At 71.5% G+C, this 17914-nt stretch carries 19 protein-coding genes and 1 pseudogene; 15 read left to right on the top strand and 5 right to left on the bottom strand.

The window, feature by feature from the left end:
- Positions 1-10: 10 nt before the first annotated feature.
- Positions 11-454, bottom strand: coding sequence for a DUF3093 domain-containing protein (locus ABZU99_RS25540; RefSeq protein ID WP_355949106.1), 444 nt, complete (start codon positions 452-454; stop codon positions 11-13).
- Positions 455-513: 59 nt separating this feature from the next.
- Between ABZU99_RS25540 and ABZU99_RS25535 the strand changes: the two genes are divergently transcribed.
- From ABZU99_RS25535 to ABZU99_RS25510, 6 genes and pseudogenes are all read left to right on the top strand, one after another.
- The gene (locus ABZU99_RS25535) at positions 514-1098 is read left to right on the top strand and encodes a PaaI family thioesterase (RefSeq protein WP_355949103.1); all 585 of its coding nucleotides are present in this window, start codon (positions 514-516) and stop codon (positions 1096-1098) included.
- Positions 1095-1610: a dUTP diphosphatase gene (gene dut / locus ABZU99_RS25530; RefSeq protein WP_355949100.1), complete on the top strand. Its 516-nt coding sequence runs from the start codon at positions 1095-1097 to the stop codon at positions 1608-1610. Before ABZU99_RS25535 ends, dut begins: the two co-directional genes overlap by 4 nt.
- A gap of 1 nt (position 1611) precedes the next feature.
- Complete coding sequence (locus ABZU99_RS25525) at positions 1612-2385, top strand: DUF3710 domain-containing protein (protein WP_356048814.1); 774 nt, start codon at positions 1612-1614, stop codon at positions 2383-2385.
- A 620-nt stretch (positions 2386-3005) separates the two neighbouring features.
- Positions 3006-3283 (top strand): annotated as a pseudogene (locus ABZU99_RS25520) (winged helix-turn-helix domain-containing protein); the annotation flags it as partial.
- Between the two features lie 47 nt (positions 3284-3330).
- Positions 3331-3741 carry an OB-fold nucleic acid binding domain-containing protein gene (locus ABZU99_RS25515; protein WP_355949094.1) on the top strand — a complete coding sequence of 137 codons (411 nt, stop codon included), beginning with the start codon at positions 3331-3333 and terminating at the stop codon, positions 3739-3741.
- 3 nt (positions 3742-3744) lie between these two features.
- Positions 3745-4599 (top strand): DUF3159 domain-containing protein, encoded by an 855-nt coding sequence (locus ABZU99_RS25510; protein ID WP_356048812.1) that lies wholly within the window; start codon positions 3745-3747, stop codon positions 4597-4599.
- Positions 4600-4702: 103 nt separating this feature from the next.
- On the opposite strand, the gene ABZU99_RS25505 is transcribed toward ABZU99_RS25510, so the two are convergent.
- A complete protein-coding gene (locus ABZU99_RS25505; RefSeq protein WP_355949088.1) occupies positions 4703-5380 on the bottom strand; it encodes a TrkA family potassium uptake protein in 678 nt (225 codons plus the stop codon).
- Positions 5377-6042, bottom strand: coding sequence for a TrkA family potassium uptake protein (locus ABZU99_RS25500; RefSeq protein WP_355949085.1), 666 nt, complete (start codon positions 6040-6042; stop codon positions 5377-5379). The genes ABZU99_RS25505 and ABZU99_RS25500 overlap by 4 nt, the downstream gene beginning before the upstream one ends.
- Positions 6043-6623: 581 nt before the next feature.
- Between ABZU99_RS25500 and ABZU99_RS25495 the strand changes: the two genes are divergently transcribed.
- The 7 genes from ABZU99_RS25495 to ABZU99_RS25465 all read left to right on the top strand — a co-directional run bounded on the left by ABZU99_RS25495 (position 6624) and on the right by ABZU99_RS25465 (position 14736).
- Positions 6624-8210, top strand: a complete 1587-nt coding sequence (locus tag ABZU99_RS25495; RefSeq protein WP_355949082.1) for an ATP-binding protein — start codon at positions 6624-6626, stop codon at positions 8208-8210.
- Positions 8207-8647: a roadblock/LC7 domain-containing protein gene (locus ABZU99_RS25490; RefSeq protein ID WP_355949080.1), complete on the top strand. Its 441-nt coding sequence runs from the start codon at positions 8207-8209 to the stop codon at positions 8645-8647. Before ABZU99_RS25495 ends, ABZU99_RS25490 begins: the two co-directional genes overlap by 4 nt.
- Positions 8644-9000 (top strand): DUF742 domain-containing protein, encoded by a 357-nt coding sequence (locus ABZU99_RS25485; protein WP_355949077.1) that lies wholly within the window; start codon positions 8644-8646, stop codon positions 8998-9000. Before ABZU99_RS25490 ends, ABZU99_RS25485 begins: the two co-directional genes overlap by 4 nt.
- Complete coding sequence (locus ABZU99_RS25480) at positions 8978-9589, top strand: ATP/GTP-binding protein (protein WP_355949075.1); 612 nt, start codon at positions 8978-8980, stop codon at positions 9587-9589. Before ABZU99_RS25485 ends, ABZU99_RS25480 begins: the two co-directional genes overlap by 23 nt.
- Complete coding sequence (locus tag ABZU99_RS25475) at positions 9586-11064, top strand: cytochrome P450 (RefSeq protein ID WP_356048808.1); 1479 nt, start codon at positions 9586-9588, stop codon at positions 11062-11064. The genes ABZU99_RS25480 and ABZU99_RS25475 overlap by 4 nt, the downstream gene beginning before the upstream one ends.
- A gap of 102 nt (positions 11065-11166) precedes the next feature.
- Positions 11167-13236, top strand: coding sequence for an APC family permease (locus tag ABZU99_RS25470; protein WP_355949069.1), 2070 nt, complete (start codon positions 11167-11169; stop codon positions 13234-13236).
- 156 nt (positions 13237-13392) lie between these two features.
- Positions 13393-14736: a TRAM domain-containing protein gene (locus ABZU99_RS25465; protein ID WP_356048806.1), complete on the top strand. Its 1344-nt coding sequence runs from the start codon at positions 13393-13395 to the stop codon at positions 14734-14736.
- 303 nt (positions 14737-15039) lie between these two features.
- On the opposite strand, the gene ABZU99_RS25460 is transcribed toward ABZU99_RS25465, so the two are convergent.
- Both ABZU99_RS25460 and ABZU99_RS25455 read right to left on the bottom strand, forming a co-directional pair.
- Positions 15040-15564 (bottom strand): hypothetical protein, encoded by a 525-nt coding sequence (locus ABZU99_RS25460; protein ID WP_355949064.1) that lies wholly within the window; start codon positions 15562-15564, stop codon positions 15040-15042.
- Positions 15557-16099, bottom strand: coding sequence for a DUF402 domain-containing protein (locus ABZU99_RS25455; RefSeq protein ID WP_356048804.1), 543 nt, complete (start codon positions 16097-16099; stop codon positions 15557-15559). Before ABZU99_RS25455 ends, ABZU99_RS25460 begins: the two co-directional genes overlap by 8 nt.
- A gap of 212 nt (positions 16100-16311) precedes the next feature.
- Here ABZU99_RS25455 and ABZU99_RS25450 point away from each other — a divergent pair, with 212 nt between their 5' ends.
- Both ABZU99_RS25450 and ABZU99_RS25445 read left to right on the top strand, forming a co-directional pair.
- Entirely contained in the window at positions 16312-17457 is a 1146-nt protein-coding gene (locus ABZU99_RS25450; RefSeq protein ID WP_355949060.1) for an ATP-binding protein, read from the top strand.
- Complete coding sequence (locus ABZU99_RS25445; RefSeq protein ID WP_356048802.1) at positions 17454-17813, top strand: nucleotide pyrophosphohydrolase; 360 nt, start codon at positions 17454-17456, stop codon at positions 17811-17813. Before ABZU99_RS25450 ends, ABZU99_RS25445 begins: the two co-directional genes overlap by 4 nt.
- The last annotated feature ends 101 nt before the right edge of the window (positions 17814-17914 follow it).

Below are 17914 nucleotides of genomic sequence, written 5' to 3'. Positions count from 1 at the left end.
CCAGGCCCCGTCAGGAGCGCACGGCCGTGAGCGCGGCGGCGAGGCGCTCGGGGTACCGCGTCGAGACATAGACATACGGGGTCGGGTCCTCGGGATCGGTGACCTCCACCCGCAGCGCGGTCGGGATGTAGCTGCGCAGCAGCATGAACGCCCGCGGGTCGGCCTTGTGCGTGCGCCAGGCGGCCGCCTCGGCGGCGTCCAGCACCTCGGTGGTCCCCAGCGCCGACACCGGGATCCGGGCTTCCCCGGCCACCAGCGAGCCCGCCACCACCCGCACCCGTGCCGAGCCGTACGAACTCACCGCGACACAGGCCAGCGCCGCACCGCCGATCAGGCCGCCGAGCATCGGCAGAGTGCCGAACGGCAGCATGATCAACCCCATGGCGACCCCGATCAAAACGGCGATGAACCACCACGAACGGGGCGCGGTGAGGCGTTCTTCGTAAGGCTCCATGCGTATCAGCTTGGCACGGCCGCCGACCGGGGCTGTTCGCGCGGGTAAGGTCAGCCGTTGTGAGTGGAACAACGACAGTGCTGACGCCGCCGGACGGTGCCACGGCGCCCGTGCGCCACCCCGCCGCGCCCGCGCCCGGGGAACCCCTCGACAGACACAACGACCAGTGCTTCGGCTGCGGCGACGACCAGCCGAACGGTCTGCGCATGCGGGCGTGGGCCGGCGAGGGCGTGAGCATCACCGCCGAGTTCACGGCTCAGGCCGCCCACCAGGGCGCTCCGGGCTTGGCCCACGGCGGAGTGCTGGCCGCGGCGCTGGACGAGACGCTCGGGGGGCTCAGCTGGCTTCAGCGGGTGATCGCGGTGACCGGGCGGCTGGAGACGGACTACGTCCGGCCGGTGCCCGTCGGCGCGGTGCTGCACCTGGAAGCCCGGGTGACCGCCGTGTACGGCCGCAAGATCTACTGCGTGGCCACGGGCCGGATCGGCGGTCCGGACGGCCCGGTCGCGCTGCGCGCGGAGGCGCTCTTCATAGAGGTGCGGGTCGACCACTTCATCGAGAACGGCCGGCCGGAGGAGATCAACGCGGCGCTCGCCGACCCGGACCAGGTCAGGATCGCGCGCGCTTTCGAGGTGAAGCCATGAGCCACGATCCCGTGAATGTGCTGATCCGCAGGGTGGATCCCGGGGTGCCCGTCCCCGGCTACGCCCACCCCGGTGACGCCGGCGCCGACCTCGTCACCACGCGGGCCGCGGAGCTCGCCCCCGGGGAGCGGGCGGTTCTGCCCACCGGAGTGTCTATCGCGCTCCCCGAGGGGTATGCCGCTTTCGTGCATCCGAGGTCCGGACTCGCCGCCCGCTGCGGAGTAGCCATGGTGAATGCCCCAGGGACCATCGATGCCGGGTACCGTGGAGAGATCAAGGTGATCGTGGTCAATCTCGACCCGCGCGAGAGCGTACGGTTCGAGCGCTTCGACCGCGTCGCCCAATTGGTCGTCCAGCAGGTCGAGAAGGTGCGCTTCCACGAGGTGGCGGAGCTTCCCGGGTCGGCGCGGGCCGAGGGGGGCTTCGGGTCCACCGGCGGTCATGCCGCCGTGGACGGCACAACGGGTGGGAATGGATACGCTTCGGTCGGTTCCGACCGGGAAGGACGATGACGTGTTCGGACGTCGCCGCAAGCGCAGCGAGGAGGATGTCGAGTCGCTCGACGTCACCTCCGAGGAGTTGGCCGAGGACGCGGAAGGCGCGGACACCGCTGAGGAGGCGGACACCGGCCGGGTGAGCCTGCCGCCGGCGCCACGCCCCGATGGCCCATGGGATGTATCCGAGGTGCGCCGGCCCGGCGAGGGCCGGGTCGACCTGGGCGGCCTGTTCGTGCCCGGTGTCGAGGGCATGGAGCTGCGGGTGGAGGTCGCGGGCGACGCGATCGTCGCCGCGACCGTGGTGCTGCGGGACAGCGCCGTGCAGCTCCAGGCGTTCGCCGCGCCCAAGAAGGAAGGCATCTGGGGCGAGGTACGGGACGAGATCGCCACCGGCATCACCCAGCAGGGCGGTGTCGTGGACGAGGTCGAGGGCCCGCTCGGCTGGGAGCTGCGGGCCCAGGTGCCGGTGCAGCTGCCCGACGGCACGAACGGTGTGCAGGTGGTCCGCTTCATCGGCGTCGACGGACCGCGCTGGTTCCTGCGCGGAGTGATCTCCGGGCAGGGCGCCGTGCAGCCCGAGACCGGCAGTCTGCTGGAGGCCATCTTCCAGGACACGGTCGTGGTGCGCGGCGACGGCCCGATGGCCCCGCGCGATCCGATCGTGCTCAAGCTGCCGGACGACGCGCAGATGGTGCCCGACGGGGTTCAGCAGGAGGAGGCGCAGGGCTCGCGGTTCGCGGGCGGCGCCGACCGGCTCCAGCGCGGCCCGGAGATCAGCGAGGTGCGCTGACCGGTTCCGCGAGGAACGACAGCCAAGGCCCGACGGGGCCCGGGGCCTGGCCCCGGGCCCCGTCGGTATTTTCCCGGTCCGCGTTGAACACGCGCCGCACACGAGCCGTACTGATGGGGGCGAGACCTCCAACTCCCGCCAGGGCCCGACCGCCCCCTCGGTCCTGACGCCTTGGCGGGCTGGTCGCTCGCATCCGGCTGAGCCCCGGCGCAGGTCCCGGCCTGGTACGAGCGTTGACCGGTGGGCCGTACTCTTCTCTGCGGAGTACGGCCCACCGCTTTTGCGCGGGGGCGTCGGTGTCAGGGATGCGCCAAGAGAGCGCCCATGGCCGTATGGGAGCCGTCAACGCCAGGCCGCACGCCGCACGCTCGGGGGTTTCCTCCGCACCGAGAAGCCGCTCTTCGCGGGGCTGCTGGTCGGCGCGATCCTGATCACCACCGGTCTGACCTAATTCCCGGCACTGGCCCTTGGCCCGATGGCGGAGGGACTTTCATGAGCACCACCACCACTCCCATACGGACCGCCCGGGAGACGAGCAGCCACCCGGGCCCGAGGGCTCCGGCGGGCGCGTCTCCGGCGGCCTGTTCGACCCCAGGCAGCTGTGAAGTCGCTGCCGGAGGTTCACCGTCGACCTGGCCGCCAAGAAGGCCCGGCGCGACCGCCGCGATGCGCGGCTGACCCCCACCGAATGGCATCTCCTGGAGGTCCTGGTGCGCAACCGGGGCGGCTGGTCAGCCAGAGACAGCTGCTCCAGGAGGTCTGGGGACCCTCGTGCGGGACCGAGACCAACTAGCTGCGGATCTGCATGGCCCAGCCGCGCCGCAAACTGGAGGCCGGCCCCTCCCATCCGCGGCACGTCATCACCGAGCCGGGGATGGGGTACCGGTTCGAGCGATGAGCGGCCAGGCGCGGGTTGCGGCGGGGGCTCACCGGTACGCTGGCCGTATGAGTTCCGTACGCCAACCCTCCGACAAGGGTGACAAGCCGGCCGGCCGCATCAGGCGGATGCTCGACCGGCTGTCGACGTCCCAGGAGGATCTCCACTCCGCCGAACTGCAGCAGGACGCGGAGGCCGCGGGCTGCACGAAGATCGGTGACTGCGGGGACCGCCAGATCGTCAAGGTGACGGGCACGCTGCGCACCGTGACGCTGCGGCCGCGGGCCGGGGTGCCGGCGCTGGAGGCGGAGCTCTTCGACGGCAGCGCCGCGTTGGACGTGGTGTGGCTGGGCCGTCGCTCCATCATCGGGATCGAGCCGGGCCGCAAGCTGATCGCCAGCGGCCGGATCTCCATGAGCCACGGGCGCCGGGTGCTGTTCAATCCGAAGTACGAACTCCGACCGCTCGGACAGGAGTAGCCGGTGACGTCAGACAACACGACGCCCCCGACCGATCATCAGGACGCCGCCGCCCGCGGCAGAGCGGCGGCGGACACCGCCCTCCTGGATGCCTTCGGCGGGGTGCGGGGCATGGTGGACACCACCGTCCCCGGTCTGGTCTTCGTCCTGCTGTACACGATCAAGCGCGACATCCACCTCGCTGCCCTCGCCTCGCTCGGGCTCACCGTGCTGCTGGCGGTCGCCCGGCTGGTGCGCAAGGAGACACTGAAGCACGCCTTCAGCGGGGTCTTCGGGGTCGCGTTCGGCGCGATCTTCGCGATGATGTCCGGCGACGCCAAGAACTTCTATCTGCCGGGCATGCTCTACACCCTGGGCCTGGCGATCGCCTACATCCTCTCGGCGATCTTCCGTTATCCGCTGATCGGTGTGCTGCTCGGGCCGATGCTCAAGGAGAACCTCTCCTGGCGCACCCGCAACCCGGGCCGGTTCCGCGCGTACACCAAGTCGACCTGGGCGTGGGGGCTGATCCTGCTGGCCAAGTCGGCGGTGCTCTTCCCGCTCTACTGGTGGGGGGACGCCACCCAGCTGGGCTGGGTCAAGGTGGCGCTGGGCATTCCGCCGTTCCTGCTCTGCGTCTATCTCACCTGGATCTTCCTCGCCAAGGCCCCGCCGCCGATCGATGTGATCGCGGAGATGGAGGCCGAGGAGAAGGCCGAGCGGGAGCGGGATCGGGAGCGCACCAAGGCCGAGGCCGAGAGGATCGCCGAGCCGGTGATCGCGGAGTGGACGGACCAGATCGTCAGCGAGGCCCAGGCCCAGGCACAGCCCCGGCCCGACGCCGTCGACCGCCGCCGGCCACCGCGGCACCGCCGCTGACCGATACCCGCCTACGCGAGGGCCCCGGTGGACCGAAGTGGTTCCCGGGGCCCTCGCGTCGTACAACGCCGCGGGGCCCTCGCGTCGTACAACGCCGCGGTGCTCAGCCCTCGGCCGGCTCGCGCTTGACGGACAGCAGATCCTCCAGCTGCTCCTCGCGTGCCTGCGCCGCGACGAACAGCAGCTCGTCGCCCGCCTCCAGCACGTCGTCCTTGTTCGGGGTCAGCACACGGGTGCCGCGGATGATGGTGACCAAAGTGGTGTCCTCCGGCCACTCCACATCGCCGACCCGGGTGCCGACCAGCGCCGCCTCCGGCGGCAGCGTCAGCTCCACCAGGTTGGCGTCGCCGTGGCTGAAGCGCAGCAGCCGCACCAGATCGCCGACGCTCACCGCCTCCTCGACCAGCGCCGACATCAGGCGGGGGGTGGAGACGGCGACATCGACGCCCCATGCCTCGTTGAACAGCCACTCGTTCTTGGGGTTGTTGACCCGGGCGACCACCCGGGGCACCCCGTACTCGGTCTTGGCCAGCAGCGAGACGACCAGATTGACCTTGTCGTCACCGGTGGCCGCGATCACCACGTTGCACCGCTGAAGCGCCGCCTCGTCCAGCGAGGTGATCTCGCATGCGTCGGCCAGCAGCCACTCGGCCTGCGGCACCCGCTCCACCGAGATGGCGGTCGGTGCCTTGTCGATGAGGAGCACCTCGTGCCCGTTCTCCAGCAGCTCGCCCGCGATGGAGCGCCCCACGGCGCCCGCTCCGGCAATGGCAACCCTCATCGTGACTCCTCGGGTCCCTTTTCGAACGCCGCCTCGACCTTCTCCACCTCATCGCTGCGCATCATCACGTGCACGAGGTCGCCCTCCTGCAGCACCGTCTGGGAGGTCGGCAGCATCGCCTCGCCGAGCCGGGTCAGGAACGCGACCCGCACCCCGGTCTCCTCCTGGAGCTTGCTGACCTTGTGCCCCACCCACGCGTGGGAGGTGTGCACCTCGGCCAGCTGCACCCCGCCGCTCGGATCCCGCCACAGCGGCTCCGCACCGGACGGCAGCAGCCGCCGCAGCATCTGGTCGGCGGTCCAGCGCACGGTGGCCACGGTGGGGATGCCGAGGCGCTGGTAGACCTCGGCGCGCCGGGGGTCGTAGATACGGGCCGCCACGTTCTCCACGCCGAACATCTCACGGGCCACCCGGGCCGCGATGATGTTGGAGTTGTCGCCGCTGCTCACCGCGGCGAAGGCGCCGGCCTCCTCGATGCCCGCTTCGCGCAGGGTGTCCTGGTCGAAGCCGACACCGGTGACCCGGCGGCCGCCGAAGCCCGCGCCGAGGCGGCGGAAGGCGGTGGGGTCCTGGTCGACCACCGCGACCGTGTGTCCTTGCTGCTCCAGGGTCTGGGCGAGTGCCGCCCCCACCCGGCCACAGCCCATGATCACGATATGCATGCGTCCTACCCCGCACTCCTGATGACAGTGCTGAACTGCACAAACACCCTGCTCACATCTTCCTTCCAGGACCTACGGGGCGACAGCGGGGGGCACGACCCCGGTGCCGGTACCGGCGGGGACGCCGAGTCGTCCGCCCGGTGTCTGCCCCCACCGTATCCGTACCCATGACGCGGGCCCGCGCCCGTGCACGGCACTCCCGAATGATGGGGGTGACGTATGACATACCGGCAAAGTTCCCGAGATGATCGGAGAGGTGGAGCAGGTGGTGCAAGACTGATCATTTCCGAATGAGGACGAGACGCGAAAATGCTGTGGACGATCGGCTTGGGCCACTACCGTGGGGGCCGGACAATGGCGGTTCATTCGGGGCCTCGCCCCGTCATCTTCGCCCGGCATCCAGGACCTTTACTCATTCATCACGGGAACTGGCCCTGGCCTCACGTGAGTTCGAACTCGGTTACGGTCGTCGGACACTCGGTCACGGCGTGGTTAAGATGATCGATGTCTTCCGTTTTGGACGGGACATCAGGCACTGAACCGTTCCTTCCGCGCCCGCGTTCTCCTGCACGAGGATCCTGATGACTGATCACATATCGGAGGCGGTGAGCTGGTGTCTGGCCGTCGTCCTCCTCGTCGTATCGGTGCTTCTGATGCGTCAGCGGCAGATCACCGCCGGCGTGCGCAGGCGCAATGCCACGCTCGAGGACAGCCTGCGGGCCCGTGACGAGGAGGCGAAGCATCTTGTCGAGGTGCGCCTTCCGGCGATCGCGGACGCGCTGAGCCAGCCCGCCCCGCTGCCGGGACTGCGCGACGAGAAGCTGGCCGGTACGGCCTTCGCGCAGAGCCTGCACGCCGTCATGGAGCAGTTCACGCGGGCGGTGGACAAGGCCCAGGCGAGGGCCGACGCGTCCGCCAAGGCGGCGCTCAAGGCGTCGATGCGTGCCGTCCAGGGGCTCGCCAACGAGCAGCAGGTGTCCATTTCCCGGATGCAGGACCGGCACGACAACCCCGATGTGCTGCGGGACCTCCTGGAGATCGACCACGCCAATGCGCAGTTCGGCCGCCGTGCCCAGGCCATCGCCGTGCTCTGCGGATCCTGGCCGGGACGCCAGCGGATGGCCTCCTCGCTGACCGATGTCGTCCGCGGGTCGAAGTCGCGCATCCGCGACTACCAGCGGGTCCAGGTGCACAGCCTGATCGACGTCGCCGTGGTGAGCCGGGCCGTCGAGCCCGTCGTGCTCGCGGTCGCGGAGCTGCTGGACAACGCCGCCCGCCACTCACAGCCCAACACCAGCGTCGAGGTCAGCCTGCAGCCGGTGCACAACGGCGCCTGCATCGTGATCGACGACGCCGGGGTCGGCATGGACGGCCTGGAGGTCCAGCGGGCCGCCACCCTGCTGTCCGGGCAGCGCGCCGTGGACGTCTCCCGGCTCGGCGACCCGCCGCAGTTCGGCTTCGCCCTCGTGGGCCTGCTCACCGCGCGGTACGGCTTCAGCGTCTCGGTGGACACCAGGTCCCCGTACGGCGGTGTGCGCGCCGTGCTGTTCCTGCCCGCCGCGCTGCTCACCCAGATCGATCCCCAGTCGCCGGGGACCGCCGCCACCGCCCAGGACGGCCAGGGAGCCGCCCCGCTGCGCACCCTCCCCTCCCGGCAGACCCGCGCCCGCCGCGCCGGGCCCCAGGCCCAGGCCCAGGCCGGGCTCCAGGCCCAGGCGCCGGACCCGGCCCCGGACCCGGCTCCTGCTCCGGCCCAGTCGGAGGCACGGGTTCCGGCCCAGGCGCCGGCGCCGGACCCGGATCCGGCTTCGGCTCCTGCTCCGGCCCATGCGGAGGCACAGGTTCCGGCCCAGGCGCCGGACCCGGCCCCCGCCCAGCCCGCCCAGCCGGCCGCCGACGAGGACGCCACCCGCGTCTACGGCTCGACGGCGGGCGGTCTGCCCAAGCGCCGCCGCCGACAGCCCACCGTGGCCCGGCCGGCCGACGACTGGCCCACCGCGCCCGGATCCCCGTCCGGTGCCCCCGAACCCGACACGGGCTCGCACCGTGTCCGATCGGCCGAGGAAACCGCCCAGCGGATGGGCGCGTTCGCGCGCGGCACGCGCTCCGGACGCGCCCGGAGGCAGGACGCCGCCCCCCACAACGAAGAAGGGAATCGCCAGGCATGAACGACCACATGAACAACGAGCTCGGCTGGATGCTCGACGAGGTCGTCAAGATGCCGGAGGCACGGCACGCGATCCTGCTCTCCGCGGACGGGATGCTGCGGGCACACTCCCAGGGCATCCCCCGTGACGAGGCTGAACGCCAGGCCGCCGCGCTCTCCGGGCTTCAGTCGATCAGCCGCAGCACCTCCGAGTTCTGCGACGACGAGGAAACGCCGTGGCAGCAGACCCTCGTGGAGTTCGTCGGAGGCTATGTCTTCCTGATCGCCGCCGGCCCCGGCGCGTATCTCGCGGTCTCCGCCACTGAGGCGGTGGACATGGAGGGGGTCAGCTACCGGATGCAGAAGCTGGTCGACAGGCTCGGCAAGGAGCTCACCAGCCCGCCGCGGCAGGGCATCGCACCACACGGCATCGGACAGGGCATCGGCAGCCTCGCATGAGTCCGGGGAGGCACGAACGAGGGCTGGTACGGCCGTATGTCGTGACCGACGGCCGTGCCTACCCGACCCGGAACACCTTCGACCTGGTGACGCTGGTCATGCCCCACACCGACCGGCCGCTGACCGGGCTCAGCCCGGAGAAGCGGCGGGTCATGGAGCTCTGCCTCGGCGGGGCGCTCTCGGTCGCCGAGGTCGCCGGATACCTGGAGCTCCCCGTCAGCGTCACCAAGGTCCTGCTCGGCGATCTCGTGGACAGCGGCCACATCACCACCCGGTCCCCGATCCCCCCGGCCGAACTGCCCGACACCCAGCTGCTGCAGGAGGTGTTGGATGGACTCCGCGCTCGCCTCTGAGAACGCGGTCTATCTGCCCCGGACAGTGAGGGTGGCGGCGAAGCTGCTGGTCGTCGGACACTTCGCCGTCGGCAAGACGACGTTCGTCGGCTCGCTGTCCGAGATCCGTCCCCTGCGCACCGAGGAGACGATGACGCAGGCCGGTGCCGGCATCGACGATCTCGAGGGTACGGAGGGGAAGACGACCACCACGGTCGCCATGGACTTCGGCCGGCTGAGCCTCAGCGAATCCCTGGTCCTGTATCTGTTCGGCACCCCCGGGCAGCAGCGCTTCACCCCGCTGTGGCACGACATGACGCGCGGGGCGCTGGGCGCGCTCGTCCTGGCCGACACCCGGCGGCTGGAGCAGTCCTTCCCCGTGATGGCCGTCCTGGAGGAGCACGGACTGCCGTACGCGGTCGCCGTCAACCACTTCGAGGGCACGCCCCGGTTCGCCGAGGCCGAAGTCAGGGAGGCCCTGGATCTGCTCCCGGAGACCCCGCTGGTGACCTGCGACGCCCGCGACCCGATTTCCTCGACCCACGCCCTGATCGCCCTCGTCCAGTATCTGCAGGCCCTGCAGGCCCGCACCGCCCAGGAGAACGTGTGAGCCACCACCCAGTCACCGACACGACCGACCTCGCCCCGCCACCGGGCTGCCCCGCACACGCGGGCCCCTCCGGTGGCACAGGTGGCGCCGGTCCGGGTGCGAGCGTGCCGATCTACGGAACCGACTTCTCTGACGACCCGCACACCGTCTACGAGCGCCTGCGCACCCTCTACGGGCCGATCGCGCCGGTCGAGCTCTCGCCCGGAGTGTTCGCCTCGCTCGTCACCAGCTACCCGCTCGGGCTGGAGATCCTCCGCGACACCGAGCGGTTCGCCAAGGACCCCCGCGGCTGGCGGGCGGTGCACGACGGGACCGTCGGGCCGGACAGCCCGGTGGCCCCCCTGATGATGTACCGGCCCAACGCACTGTTCTGCGACGGCGAGGCGCACGCCCGGCTGCGCGGGGCGATCACCGACAGCCTGGACCGGGTGGACCCGCACGCGCTCAGCGACTACGTCGAGCGCAGCGCTGAGACCCTCATCGACGCCTTCGCCTCCACGGGCGAGGCCGACCTGATCAGCGAGTACGCCGCGGTCATCCCGTTGCTCGTCTTCAACCAGCTCTTCGGCGCGCTCGCCGCGGACGGCCCCAAGCTGGTCGAGACCATGGGGAAGCTCTTCAACAGCGACGAGGACGCCGCGCGGGCCAACGACGAGCTGCTCCGCTGGATCTCGGGCCTCGTGGCGAGCAAGCGCCAGCGGCCCTCGGCCGATGTCACCTCCTGGCTGATCGCCCACCCCTCGCGGCTGGCCGACGACGAGCTGATGCAGCAGATCATCCTGCTGATGGCCGCCGGCACCGACCCCCAGCAGAACCTGATCGCCAACGCGTTGCGCCTGCTGCTGTCGGACGATCGTTTCGCCGGTGAGCTGTCCGGGGGCAGCCTGCCCGTACAGGACGCCCTCGACGAGGTCCTGTGGAACGACCCGCCGCTGGCCAACTTCGGCACCCGCTACCCCCGGTACGACGTCGAGATGGCGGGCGTACGGCTGCGCAAGGGCGAACCGGTGGTCATCAGCTACGCCGCGGCCAACAACGACGCCGCCCTCACCTCCGACCGCCGCGCCGGCAACCGGGCCCACCTCGCCTGGAGCGCCGGTGCCCACCGCTGCCCCGCGGAGCGGACGGCACGGGTGATCGCCTCGGTCGCGATCGAGCGGCTCCTGGACCGCCTTCCGGACATGGAGCTGGCCGTCCCCGTCGAGGAGCTGGTCTGGCGGCCCGGCCCCTTCCACCGGGCCCTCGCCGCGCTTCCCGTGCGTTTCCCCGCCCAGGTGGCGAGCTCCGCCGGGTCCCCGGCGTCCGCCCCCGCGCCGGACCGCCCGGCCGGGACCGTGGGAGACGGCCAGGGGAATCTGCCCGTCCCGTCGTCCTCGGCCCCCCTGGCCGGGATATCGGCGCCGAGCCGCCCCGACGGGAGCCCGGGGAGGCGACGCGTGTGGAGTTCCTTCACGGCGTGGTGGCGCGGGCAGTGAGCCGCCGGCGCCCCGGCTGAGCCGACCGTTTCCCCGCCTCGCCGCCGTACCTTGGGGTAGGCGGCTGGGCGGGGGCGGGGCCTACCGCTTACGATCCTCTGCGTGTCCAAACTGACCGACCTCCCGAAACGGATCCTCATCGGGCGGGCGCTGCGCAGCGACAAGCTGGGGGAGACCCTCCTGCCGAAGCGCATCGCGCTCCCCGTCTTCGCATCCGACCCGCTGTCCTCCGTCGCGTACGCGCCGGGGCAGGTGATGATCGTTCTGTCCGTGGCGGGTGCGTCGGCCTACCACTACAGCCCATGGATCACTGTCGCGATCATCGTGCTGATGTTCACGGTGGTCGCCTCGTACCGCCAGAACGTGCACGCCTATCCCAGCGGAGGCGGTGACTACGAGGTCGCCACCACCAACCTCGGCGCCAAGGCGGGCCTCACCGTCGCCAGCGCGCTGCTGGTGGACTACGTCCTGACGGTCGCCGTGTCCATCTCCTCCGGTGTGGAGAACCTCGGTTCGGCCATCCCCTTCTTCGTCCAGCACAAGACACTGTGCGCGGTCGGCATCATTCTGCTGCTGACCCTGATGAACCTGCGGGGCGTACGGGAGTCCGGCAAGCTCTTCGCGATCCCCACCTACGTCTTCGTCACCGGCGTCTTCCTGATGATCCTGTGGGGCGCCTACCGCGGGCTCGTCCTGGGCGACGACATGAAGGCCCCCACCGCCGGCTACGAGGTTCACGCCGAGCACACCGGGCTGGCCGGTTTCGCCCTTGTCTTCCTGCTGCTGCGCGCCTTCTCCGACGGCTGCGCCGCGCTGACCGGCGTCGAGGCGATCAGCAACGGCGTGCCCGCCTTCCGCAAGCCCAAGAGCCGGAACGCCGCCAGCACGCTGGCGCTGATGGGCGGCCTCGCCGTCGCCATGTTCTGCGGCATCATCGCGCTCGCCCTCACCACCGACGTGAAGATGGCCGAGAACCCGGCGAAGGATCTGCTGGACAAGGGTGTCGCGGTCGGCTCCGACTACACCCAGAACCCGGTGATCTCACAGGTCGCGGCCGCGGTCTTCGGCGACGGCTCGTTCATGTTCGTGGTGCTCGCCGCGGCCACCGCGCTGGTCCTCTTCCTGGCCGCCAACACCGCGTACAACGGCTTCCCGCTGCTCGGCTCGATCCTCGCCCAGGACCGCTATCTGCCCCGGCAGCTGCACACCCGCGGCGACCGCCTCGCCTTCTCCAACGGCATCGTGCTGCTCGCCTCGGCCGCCGCCGTCCTCGTCTACCTCTACGGCGCGGACTCGACCCGGCTGATCCAGCTCTACATCGTCGGCGTCTTCGTCTCCTTCACCCTCAGCCAGACCGGCATGGTGCGGCACTGGAACCGCCATCTGGCCACCGAGCGCGACCCGGCCGTGCGCCGCCGCATGGTCCGCTCCCGCGCCATCAACGCCTTCGGTGCCTTCTTCACCGGTCTGGTGCTGGTCGTGGTACTGCTCACCAAGTTCACCCACGGTGCCTGGGTGGCCCTGCTCGGCATGGTCATCTTCTACGCCACCATGACGGCCATCCGGCGCCACTACGACGGCGTCTCCGAGGAGCTGGCGGCGGCCACCGAGGAGCCCGACGAGGAGGAGGTGCGCCCCTCCCGGGTGCACTCCATCGTCCTGGTCTCCAAAATCCACAAACCCACGCTGCGGGCCCTGGCCTACGCCAAGTTGATGCGGTCCCACCGGCTGGAGGCGCTGAGCATCAGCGTCGACCCCGCCGAGACCAAGGCGCTGCGGGAGGAGTGGACCGAGCGCGGCATCGACGTCCCCCTGAAGATCCTCGACTCGCCCTACCGCGAGATCACCCGGCCGGTCATCGACTACGTCAAGGGGCTGCGCCGGGACAGCCCGCGCGATGTGGTCTCCGTCTACATCCCCGAGTATGTGGTCGGCCACTGGTACGAGCAGCTGCTGCACAACCAGAGCGCGCTGCGGCTCAAGGGCCGGCTGCTGTTCACCCCGGGCGTGATGGTCACGTCCGTGCCCTGGCAGCTGGACTCCTCGGAGCTGGCCCGGAAGCGGGCGCGCAAGCGGGCCGAGTGGAACGCGCCGGGCTCGGTGCGGCGCGGCCCGGTGGCCCCGGCGAAGCGCGAGAAGCCGGGCGTGAAGTCGCAGGTTCCGGGCCGGTAGGCCGCTCGCGGGTTCCGGGCCGGTAGGGCCCCGGAACCCGTCCGGGACGGAGTGAGGGGCGGGCCACGTAGACTGGTGGGCTGTTGTCCACGGGGCTGTCGTCCCGCTGGGCCGCAGCCCCACCGCCCCCTCACCCCTTCTGGAGCCGAGCCCGCCATGCACAATGAATCCAAGGCGTCGCTGGTCGGCGAGGAGTACGAGGTCGAGGTCGGCCCGGTGGCGCACGGCGGCCACTGCATCGCCCGTACCGCCGAGGGCCAGGTGCTGTTCGTACGGCACGCGCTGCCCGGGGAGCGGGTCGTCGCCAAGGTGACCGAGGGCGAGGAGGGCGCGCGCTTCCTGCGCGCCGACGCCGTGCGGGTGCTGGAGGCGTCCAAGGACCGGGTCGAGGCCCCGTGCCCGTTCGCCGGGCCGGGCAAATGCGGCGGCTGTGACTGGCAGCACGCCGCCCCGGGCGCACAGCGCAGGCTCAAGGCCGATGTGATCACCGAGCAGCTCAGCCGCCTCGCCGGACTCACCCCCGAGGCGGCGGGCTGGGACGGCACCGTCGAGCCCGCACCCGGCGACAAGGTCTCCCGGGGCGAGGTCCCGGCCTGGCGCACCCGGGTGCAGTACGCGGTGGACGAGCAGGGGCGGCCGGGACTGCGCCGCCACCGCTCGCACGAGGTCGAACCGGTCGACCACTGCCTGATCGCCGCCCCCGGCGTCACCGAACTCGGCATCGAGAAGCGCGAATGGCCGCAGATCGCCACGGTCGAGGCCATCGCCGCCACCGGCTCCTCGGACCGGCAGGTCGTCCTCACCCCGCGGCCCGGTGGCCGGCTGCCCATCGTGGAGCTGGACCGGCCGGTCTCCGTCCTGCGGATCGGCGAATCGCGCGGCCGGGAGCGCACCCGCACCGTGCACCGCGTCCACGGCCGCCCCTTCGTCCGCGAGCGCGCCGCGGGCCGCACCTGGCGGGTCGGCGAGGGCGGCTTCTGGCAGGTCCACCACAAGGCGGCGGATCTGCTCGTCGAAGCCGTCATGCAGGGCCTGATGCCCCGCAAGGGCGAGACCGCCCTCGATCTGTACTGCGGCGTCGGACTCTTCGCGGGCGCCCTCGGCGAGCGGGTCGGCGAGCGCGGCGCGGTGCTGGGCATCGAGTCCTCCAAGCGCGCCGTCGAGGACGCCCGGCACAACCTCCAGGACCTCGACCGCGTCCGGATCGAACACGGCAAGGTCGAGCAGGTGCTGCCCCGCACCGGCATCACCGAGGCCGACCTCATCGTCCTCGACCCGCCCCGCGCGGGCGCCGGCAAGGAGATGGTCACCCGCCTCGCCTCCCTCGGCGCCCGCCGCATCGCCTACGTCGCCTGCGACCCGGCGGCGCTCGCCCGCGACCTGGCGTACTTCCGGGAGGCGGGCTACTCCCCGCGACGGCTGCGCGCCTTCGACCTCTTCCCGGTGACGCATCACGTGGAGTGCGTTGCCATCCTCGAACCGGCCCGCGAGGGAAGCTGAGGCCCTCCAAGGCAGAGCGGCCGGCCCACGCTGTCAGAGCGTGTGCCAGCGCCGTTCACGGTCACCCTCTCGCAGAGACTCCCGTAGGAGCTCCGTGTCCGGGCGAGAAGGAAGTCCGGCGGAGCCGCACGCGGCAAGCATGGCCCGCCGTGCGGTGTGCTCGGTCAACCCTTCATAGGCTTCATGGGAGGCCATCCCCGTCAGCCTTCCGAGGCGGCTGATGGGCTGTCAAGGAGTCACGCTCGGGTCCCTTGCGGCGCCCGGTGCCGCCAGGCGCCGTCGGCGCGGCACGGAGATCGGCACCTACGCCTCGTGGAGCGCTTCCCGCGCGGCGTCCACGAAGTCCGTCAGGGCGGCCCAGAACGGGCTGTAGGCGTCGTGGAAACGTTGCCACGCCTCCGGCTCGTCGGCGCGCATCGCGCCGAGGGCCCGGTGGAAGGGTCCGGTCGACCTCTGCAGGGCGTTCGCCGCGTCGGCCGCGGCGGGTGGTCCCTCCAACTCGACGACGCGCACGCAGCGGCGGACCTTGCCGTACTCGTCGCGTTCGCGTTCGGCCAGCTCGTCCAGGGCGGCGGGGCGGCGCCGGGCATCGCCGGTGCGCTGGCCGGCGTCGACTTCCCAATACAACTCGGCGATGGAGTGGGCCTGTTCGATCAGGTCCAGGTACGCCATGCGCCTTCTCTCGCGCAGCCGCTCCGTGCGCTGGGTGCGCGCGGCGGTGTCCGCCTGTATGAGGGCGGCGCGGGTGTTGCCGCGGCTGGTGACCCAGCCGGCCAGGACCGCGGTGCCGCCGGTGAGGGCGGCGATCCAGAAGGTGTTGTCAGCCATGGCCGCCCGTGGTCCCGCCGGAGGCGAGGAGGGCGTCGAAGCCGCCGCCGCGGGCGAGCCGTTCGAGCTCGTCGAGGGCGCGGCGGGCCCGGTCGGCGGCGGCGGGGTCGCGGTCGGCGAGGCCGCTCTCCAGGAACTCGTCCTCGTCGAGGCGCAGCACCGTCTCCCGGTCGGCCGAGAGCCACAGGTCGAGGTCCAGGTCCGTGACGGTGAGCATGCCCGCTGCCACGACGACGGGCCGGGTCACATCGCAGTACCAGCCCTTGAGCGCACCGGAGGCCGTACGAACCTCCTTGACCGCGTACCAGCGGTCGCGCCAGAAGTGCTCGGTGAAGACGTCACCGTGCTCGAAGCGGACGAACCCGAAGTCGCGGACCGCCGCTCCGGCCCAGGGCGCGCGCACGGTGACGCGGGTCCCGTCGTCGGCGACGACGGTCGCGGGGTAGCGGACGTCGGGGCGGGGGTGCTTGACAAGCCTGACCGTGACCTCGCCGCCCGGCGCCAGTATGTCCTGCGCCGTGTCCGTCCCGCCCATGCGCTCCCCGCTTCCCGATCGGCTTTGCTCAGCCCGTCGTTCCGGCATTCGTGGGGCGAGCCTTTCGTACCTGCGGTCGCACGGGCCACTCAATTTCCCGAGGGCACCTCCTTGCTCACAGTCATCATCGGCCACCGCGGCTATCCCCCGATGGTAGGAAGATACGGAAGGCGTAACGGTTCGGCGCTATGTCTCACAGATATGTTCCAGGCATGAGCGCATCCGGGCTCCTGCCCGCCAGGACCGAACTTCGGCCCGTGGTCTCCGAGTTGAGGCTGTCGGCCTTCAAGACCCACCGCCGTGCCGCCTTCCCGCTGGGGCCGCTGACCCTGATCTCGGGGCCGAGCGGCAGCGGCAAGTCCGGTGTGCTGGAGGCGTACGCGGCGCTCGCGCGACTCGCGGGCGGCGCCCGGCTCGCGGAGGTGTTCCGCGAGCCTGCCGCGTACATCCCGCGCTGGGCCCGGCCGGACCGGCAGGGGCGGCGCGGCTTCCGCATCGGTTGCACCGTGGACGGCCCGGTAGGGCCGGTACGGCTTGACGTGGCCGTCCAGGCGGAGCCCGAGCTGCGGATCGTGGGCGAGCGGATGACGGGTGCGGGGGAGACCCTGCTGGAGACGGCGCTGCGCGACCCGGGTCGGCGCTGCGTGCAGGCCGCCTGGCATACGGCGGGGGCGGTCGCGGTCACCCGCGCCCCGCTGCCCGACGACCGGCTGGCCACCTCGCTGCTGCCGCTGCGGGTGGCGGGCACGACCGAGGGGCAGCGGCTCGCGCTGGCCGCCGCCGAGCAGGTCGTCATCGCACTGCGCTCGGTATTCCCCTGCGACCCGCGGCCGGACCGCATGCGGGTGCCGGCGGCGCCGCGGGACGGCCGGCTGCGCGGCGGCTGCGAGAACCTGGCGGCAGTGCTGCGGCGCACCAGCCGGGAGTGCGGCACCCGTCACGCGGCGCTGGTCGCGGCGGTCCGGGCGGGATGCGCGGGGCCGGTCGAGGGCCTGGTGACGGAGGGGCGCGCGGACGGGGTGGTGCGCGCCCTGCTGGAGCAGGGGGAGCTCGGGCCGATGCCCGTGGAGCGGCTGGGGGACGGCGAGTTGCGCTACATCGCGCTGGCGCTGGTGCTGCTCACCGGACCGGGGGTGCTGGCGGTGGACCCGGTGGCTGATGTGCTGCCGGCGCGGCAGGTGCTGACGGTGCTGGCCGACGGGTTCGACCGGTGCATGGACCGGCGGCAGGCGCGGGAACTCCTGGGGGTGGCGGCCCGGATGTGCGCACGGGGGCACATCCGGCTCGTCGGGACGGTGGGGGACGTGACGGGGGCGCTCGGGGACGCCCCCGTCACGGTGGTAAACCTGGGGGCGTGACCGAGCCCCATGAGTGCGAGCGACGATCCGACGGCCTCGATGTGGCGGGGCTGCAGCGCCGGCTGGCCGCGTTCGCGGCGGCGCGCGACTGGCAGCGGTACCACACCCCCAAGAACCTCGCGGCGGCGCTGAGCGTCGAGGCGTCGGAGCTGATGGAGATCTTCCAGTGGCTGACGCCGGAGGAGTCGGCGCGGGTGATGGAGGACGCCGGGACGGCGGCGGGGGTCGAGGACGAGGTCGCCGATGTGCTCGCGTATCTGCTGCAGTTCTGTGAAGTTCTGGGGATCGATGCGCTCGCCGCGCTCTCCGCGAAGATCGACCGCAACGAGGGTCGCTTCCCGGAGACGGCGCCTTAAGGCCCTTTGTGTCACTCTCCGTAGTGATGACGTTATCCACAGCGCAACTGTTGTCAACAGATTCCTGAATTCCCCTAGCTTTTCTGCCTGTTAGTCATCAC

It is taken from the genome of Streptomyces sp. NPDC005266, from assembly GCF_040607655.1.
In the GTDB taxonomy this organism is placed as follows: domain Bacteria; phylum Actinomycetota; class Actinomycetes; order Streptomycetales; family Streptomycetaceae; genus Streptomyces.
The sequence above is the reverse complement of the archived record's forward strand: the minus strand, read 5'-3'. Positions and strand labels throughout refer to the sequence as shown.

What these genes read in the sequence shown, in the direction of transcription:
- ABZU99_RS25540 (WP_355949106.1), bottom strand. Translation starts at nt 454, where the DNA reads ATGGAGCCTTACGAAGAACGCCTCACCGCGCCCCGTTCGTGGTGGTTC.
- dut (WP_355949100.1), top strand. Translation starts at nt 1,095, where the DNA reads ATGAGCCACGATCCCGTGAATGTGCTGATCCGCAGGGTGGATCCCGGG.
- ABZU99_RS25515 (WP_355949094.1), top strand. Translation starts at nt 3,331, where the DNA reads ATGAGTTCCGTACGCCAACCCTCCGACAAGGGTGACAAGCCGGCCGGC.
- ABZU99_RS25505 (WP_355949088.1), bottom strand. Translation starts at nt 5,380, where the DNA reads ATGAGGGTTGCCATTGCCGGAGCGGGCGCCGTGGGGCGCTCCATCGCG.
- ABZU99_RS25500 (WP_355949085.1), bottom strand. Translation starts at nt 6,042, where the DNA reads ATGCATATCGTGATCATGGGCTGTGGCCGGGTGGGGGCGGCACTCGCC.
- ABZU99_RS25495 (WP_355949082.1), top strand. Translation starts at nt 6,624, where the DNA reads ATGACTGATCACATATCGGAGGCGGTGAGCTGGTGTCTGGCCGTCGTC.
- ABZU99_RS25490 (WP_355949080.1), top strand. Translation starts at nt 8,207, where the DNA reads ATGAACGACCACATGAACAACGAGCTCGGCTGGATGCTCGACGAGGTC.
- ABZU99_RS25485 (WP_355949077.1), top strand. Translation starts at nt 8,644, where the DNA reads ATGAGTCCGGGGAGGCACGAACGAGGGCTGGTACGGCCGTATGTCGTG.
- ABZU99_RS25480 (WP_355949075.1), top strand. Translation starts at nt 8,978, where the DNA reads ATGGACTCCGCGCTCGCCTCTGAGAACGCGGTCTATCTGCCCCGGACA.
- ABZU99_RS25465 (WP_356048806.1), top strand. Translation starts at nt 13,393, where the DNA reads ATGCACAATGAATCCAAGGCGTCGCTGGTCGGCGAGGAGTACGAGGTC.
- ABZU99_RS25460 (WP_355949064.1), bottom strand. Translation starts at nt 15,564, where the DNA reads ATGGCTGACAACACCTTCTGGATCGCCGCCCTCACCGGCGGCACCGCG.
- ABZU99_RS25455 (WP_356048804.1), bottom strand. Translation starts at nt 16,099, where the DNA reads ATGGGCGGGACGGACACGGCGCAGGACATACTGGCGCCGGGCGGCGAG.
- ABZU99_RS25450 (WP_355949060.1), top strand. Translation starts at nt 16,312, where the DNA reads ATGAGCGCATCCGGGCTCCTGCCCGCCAGGACCGAACTTCGGCCCGTG.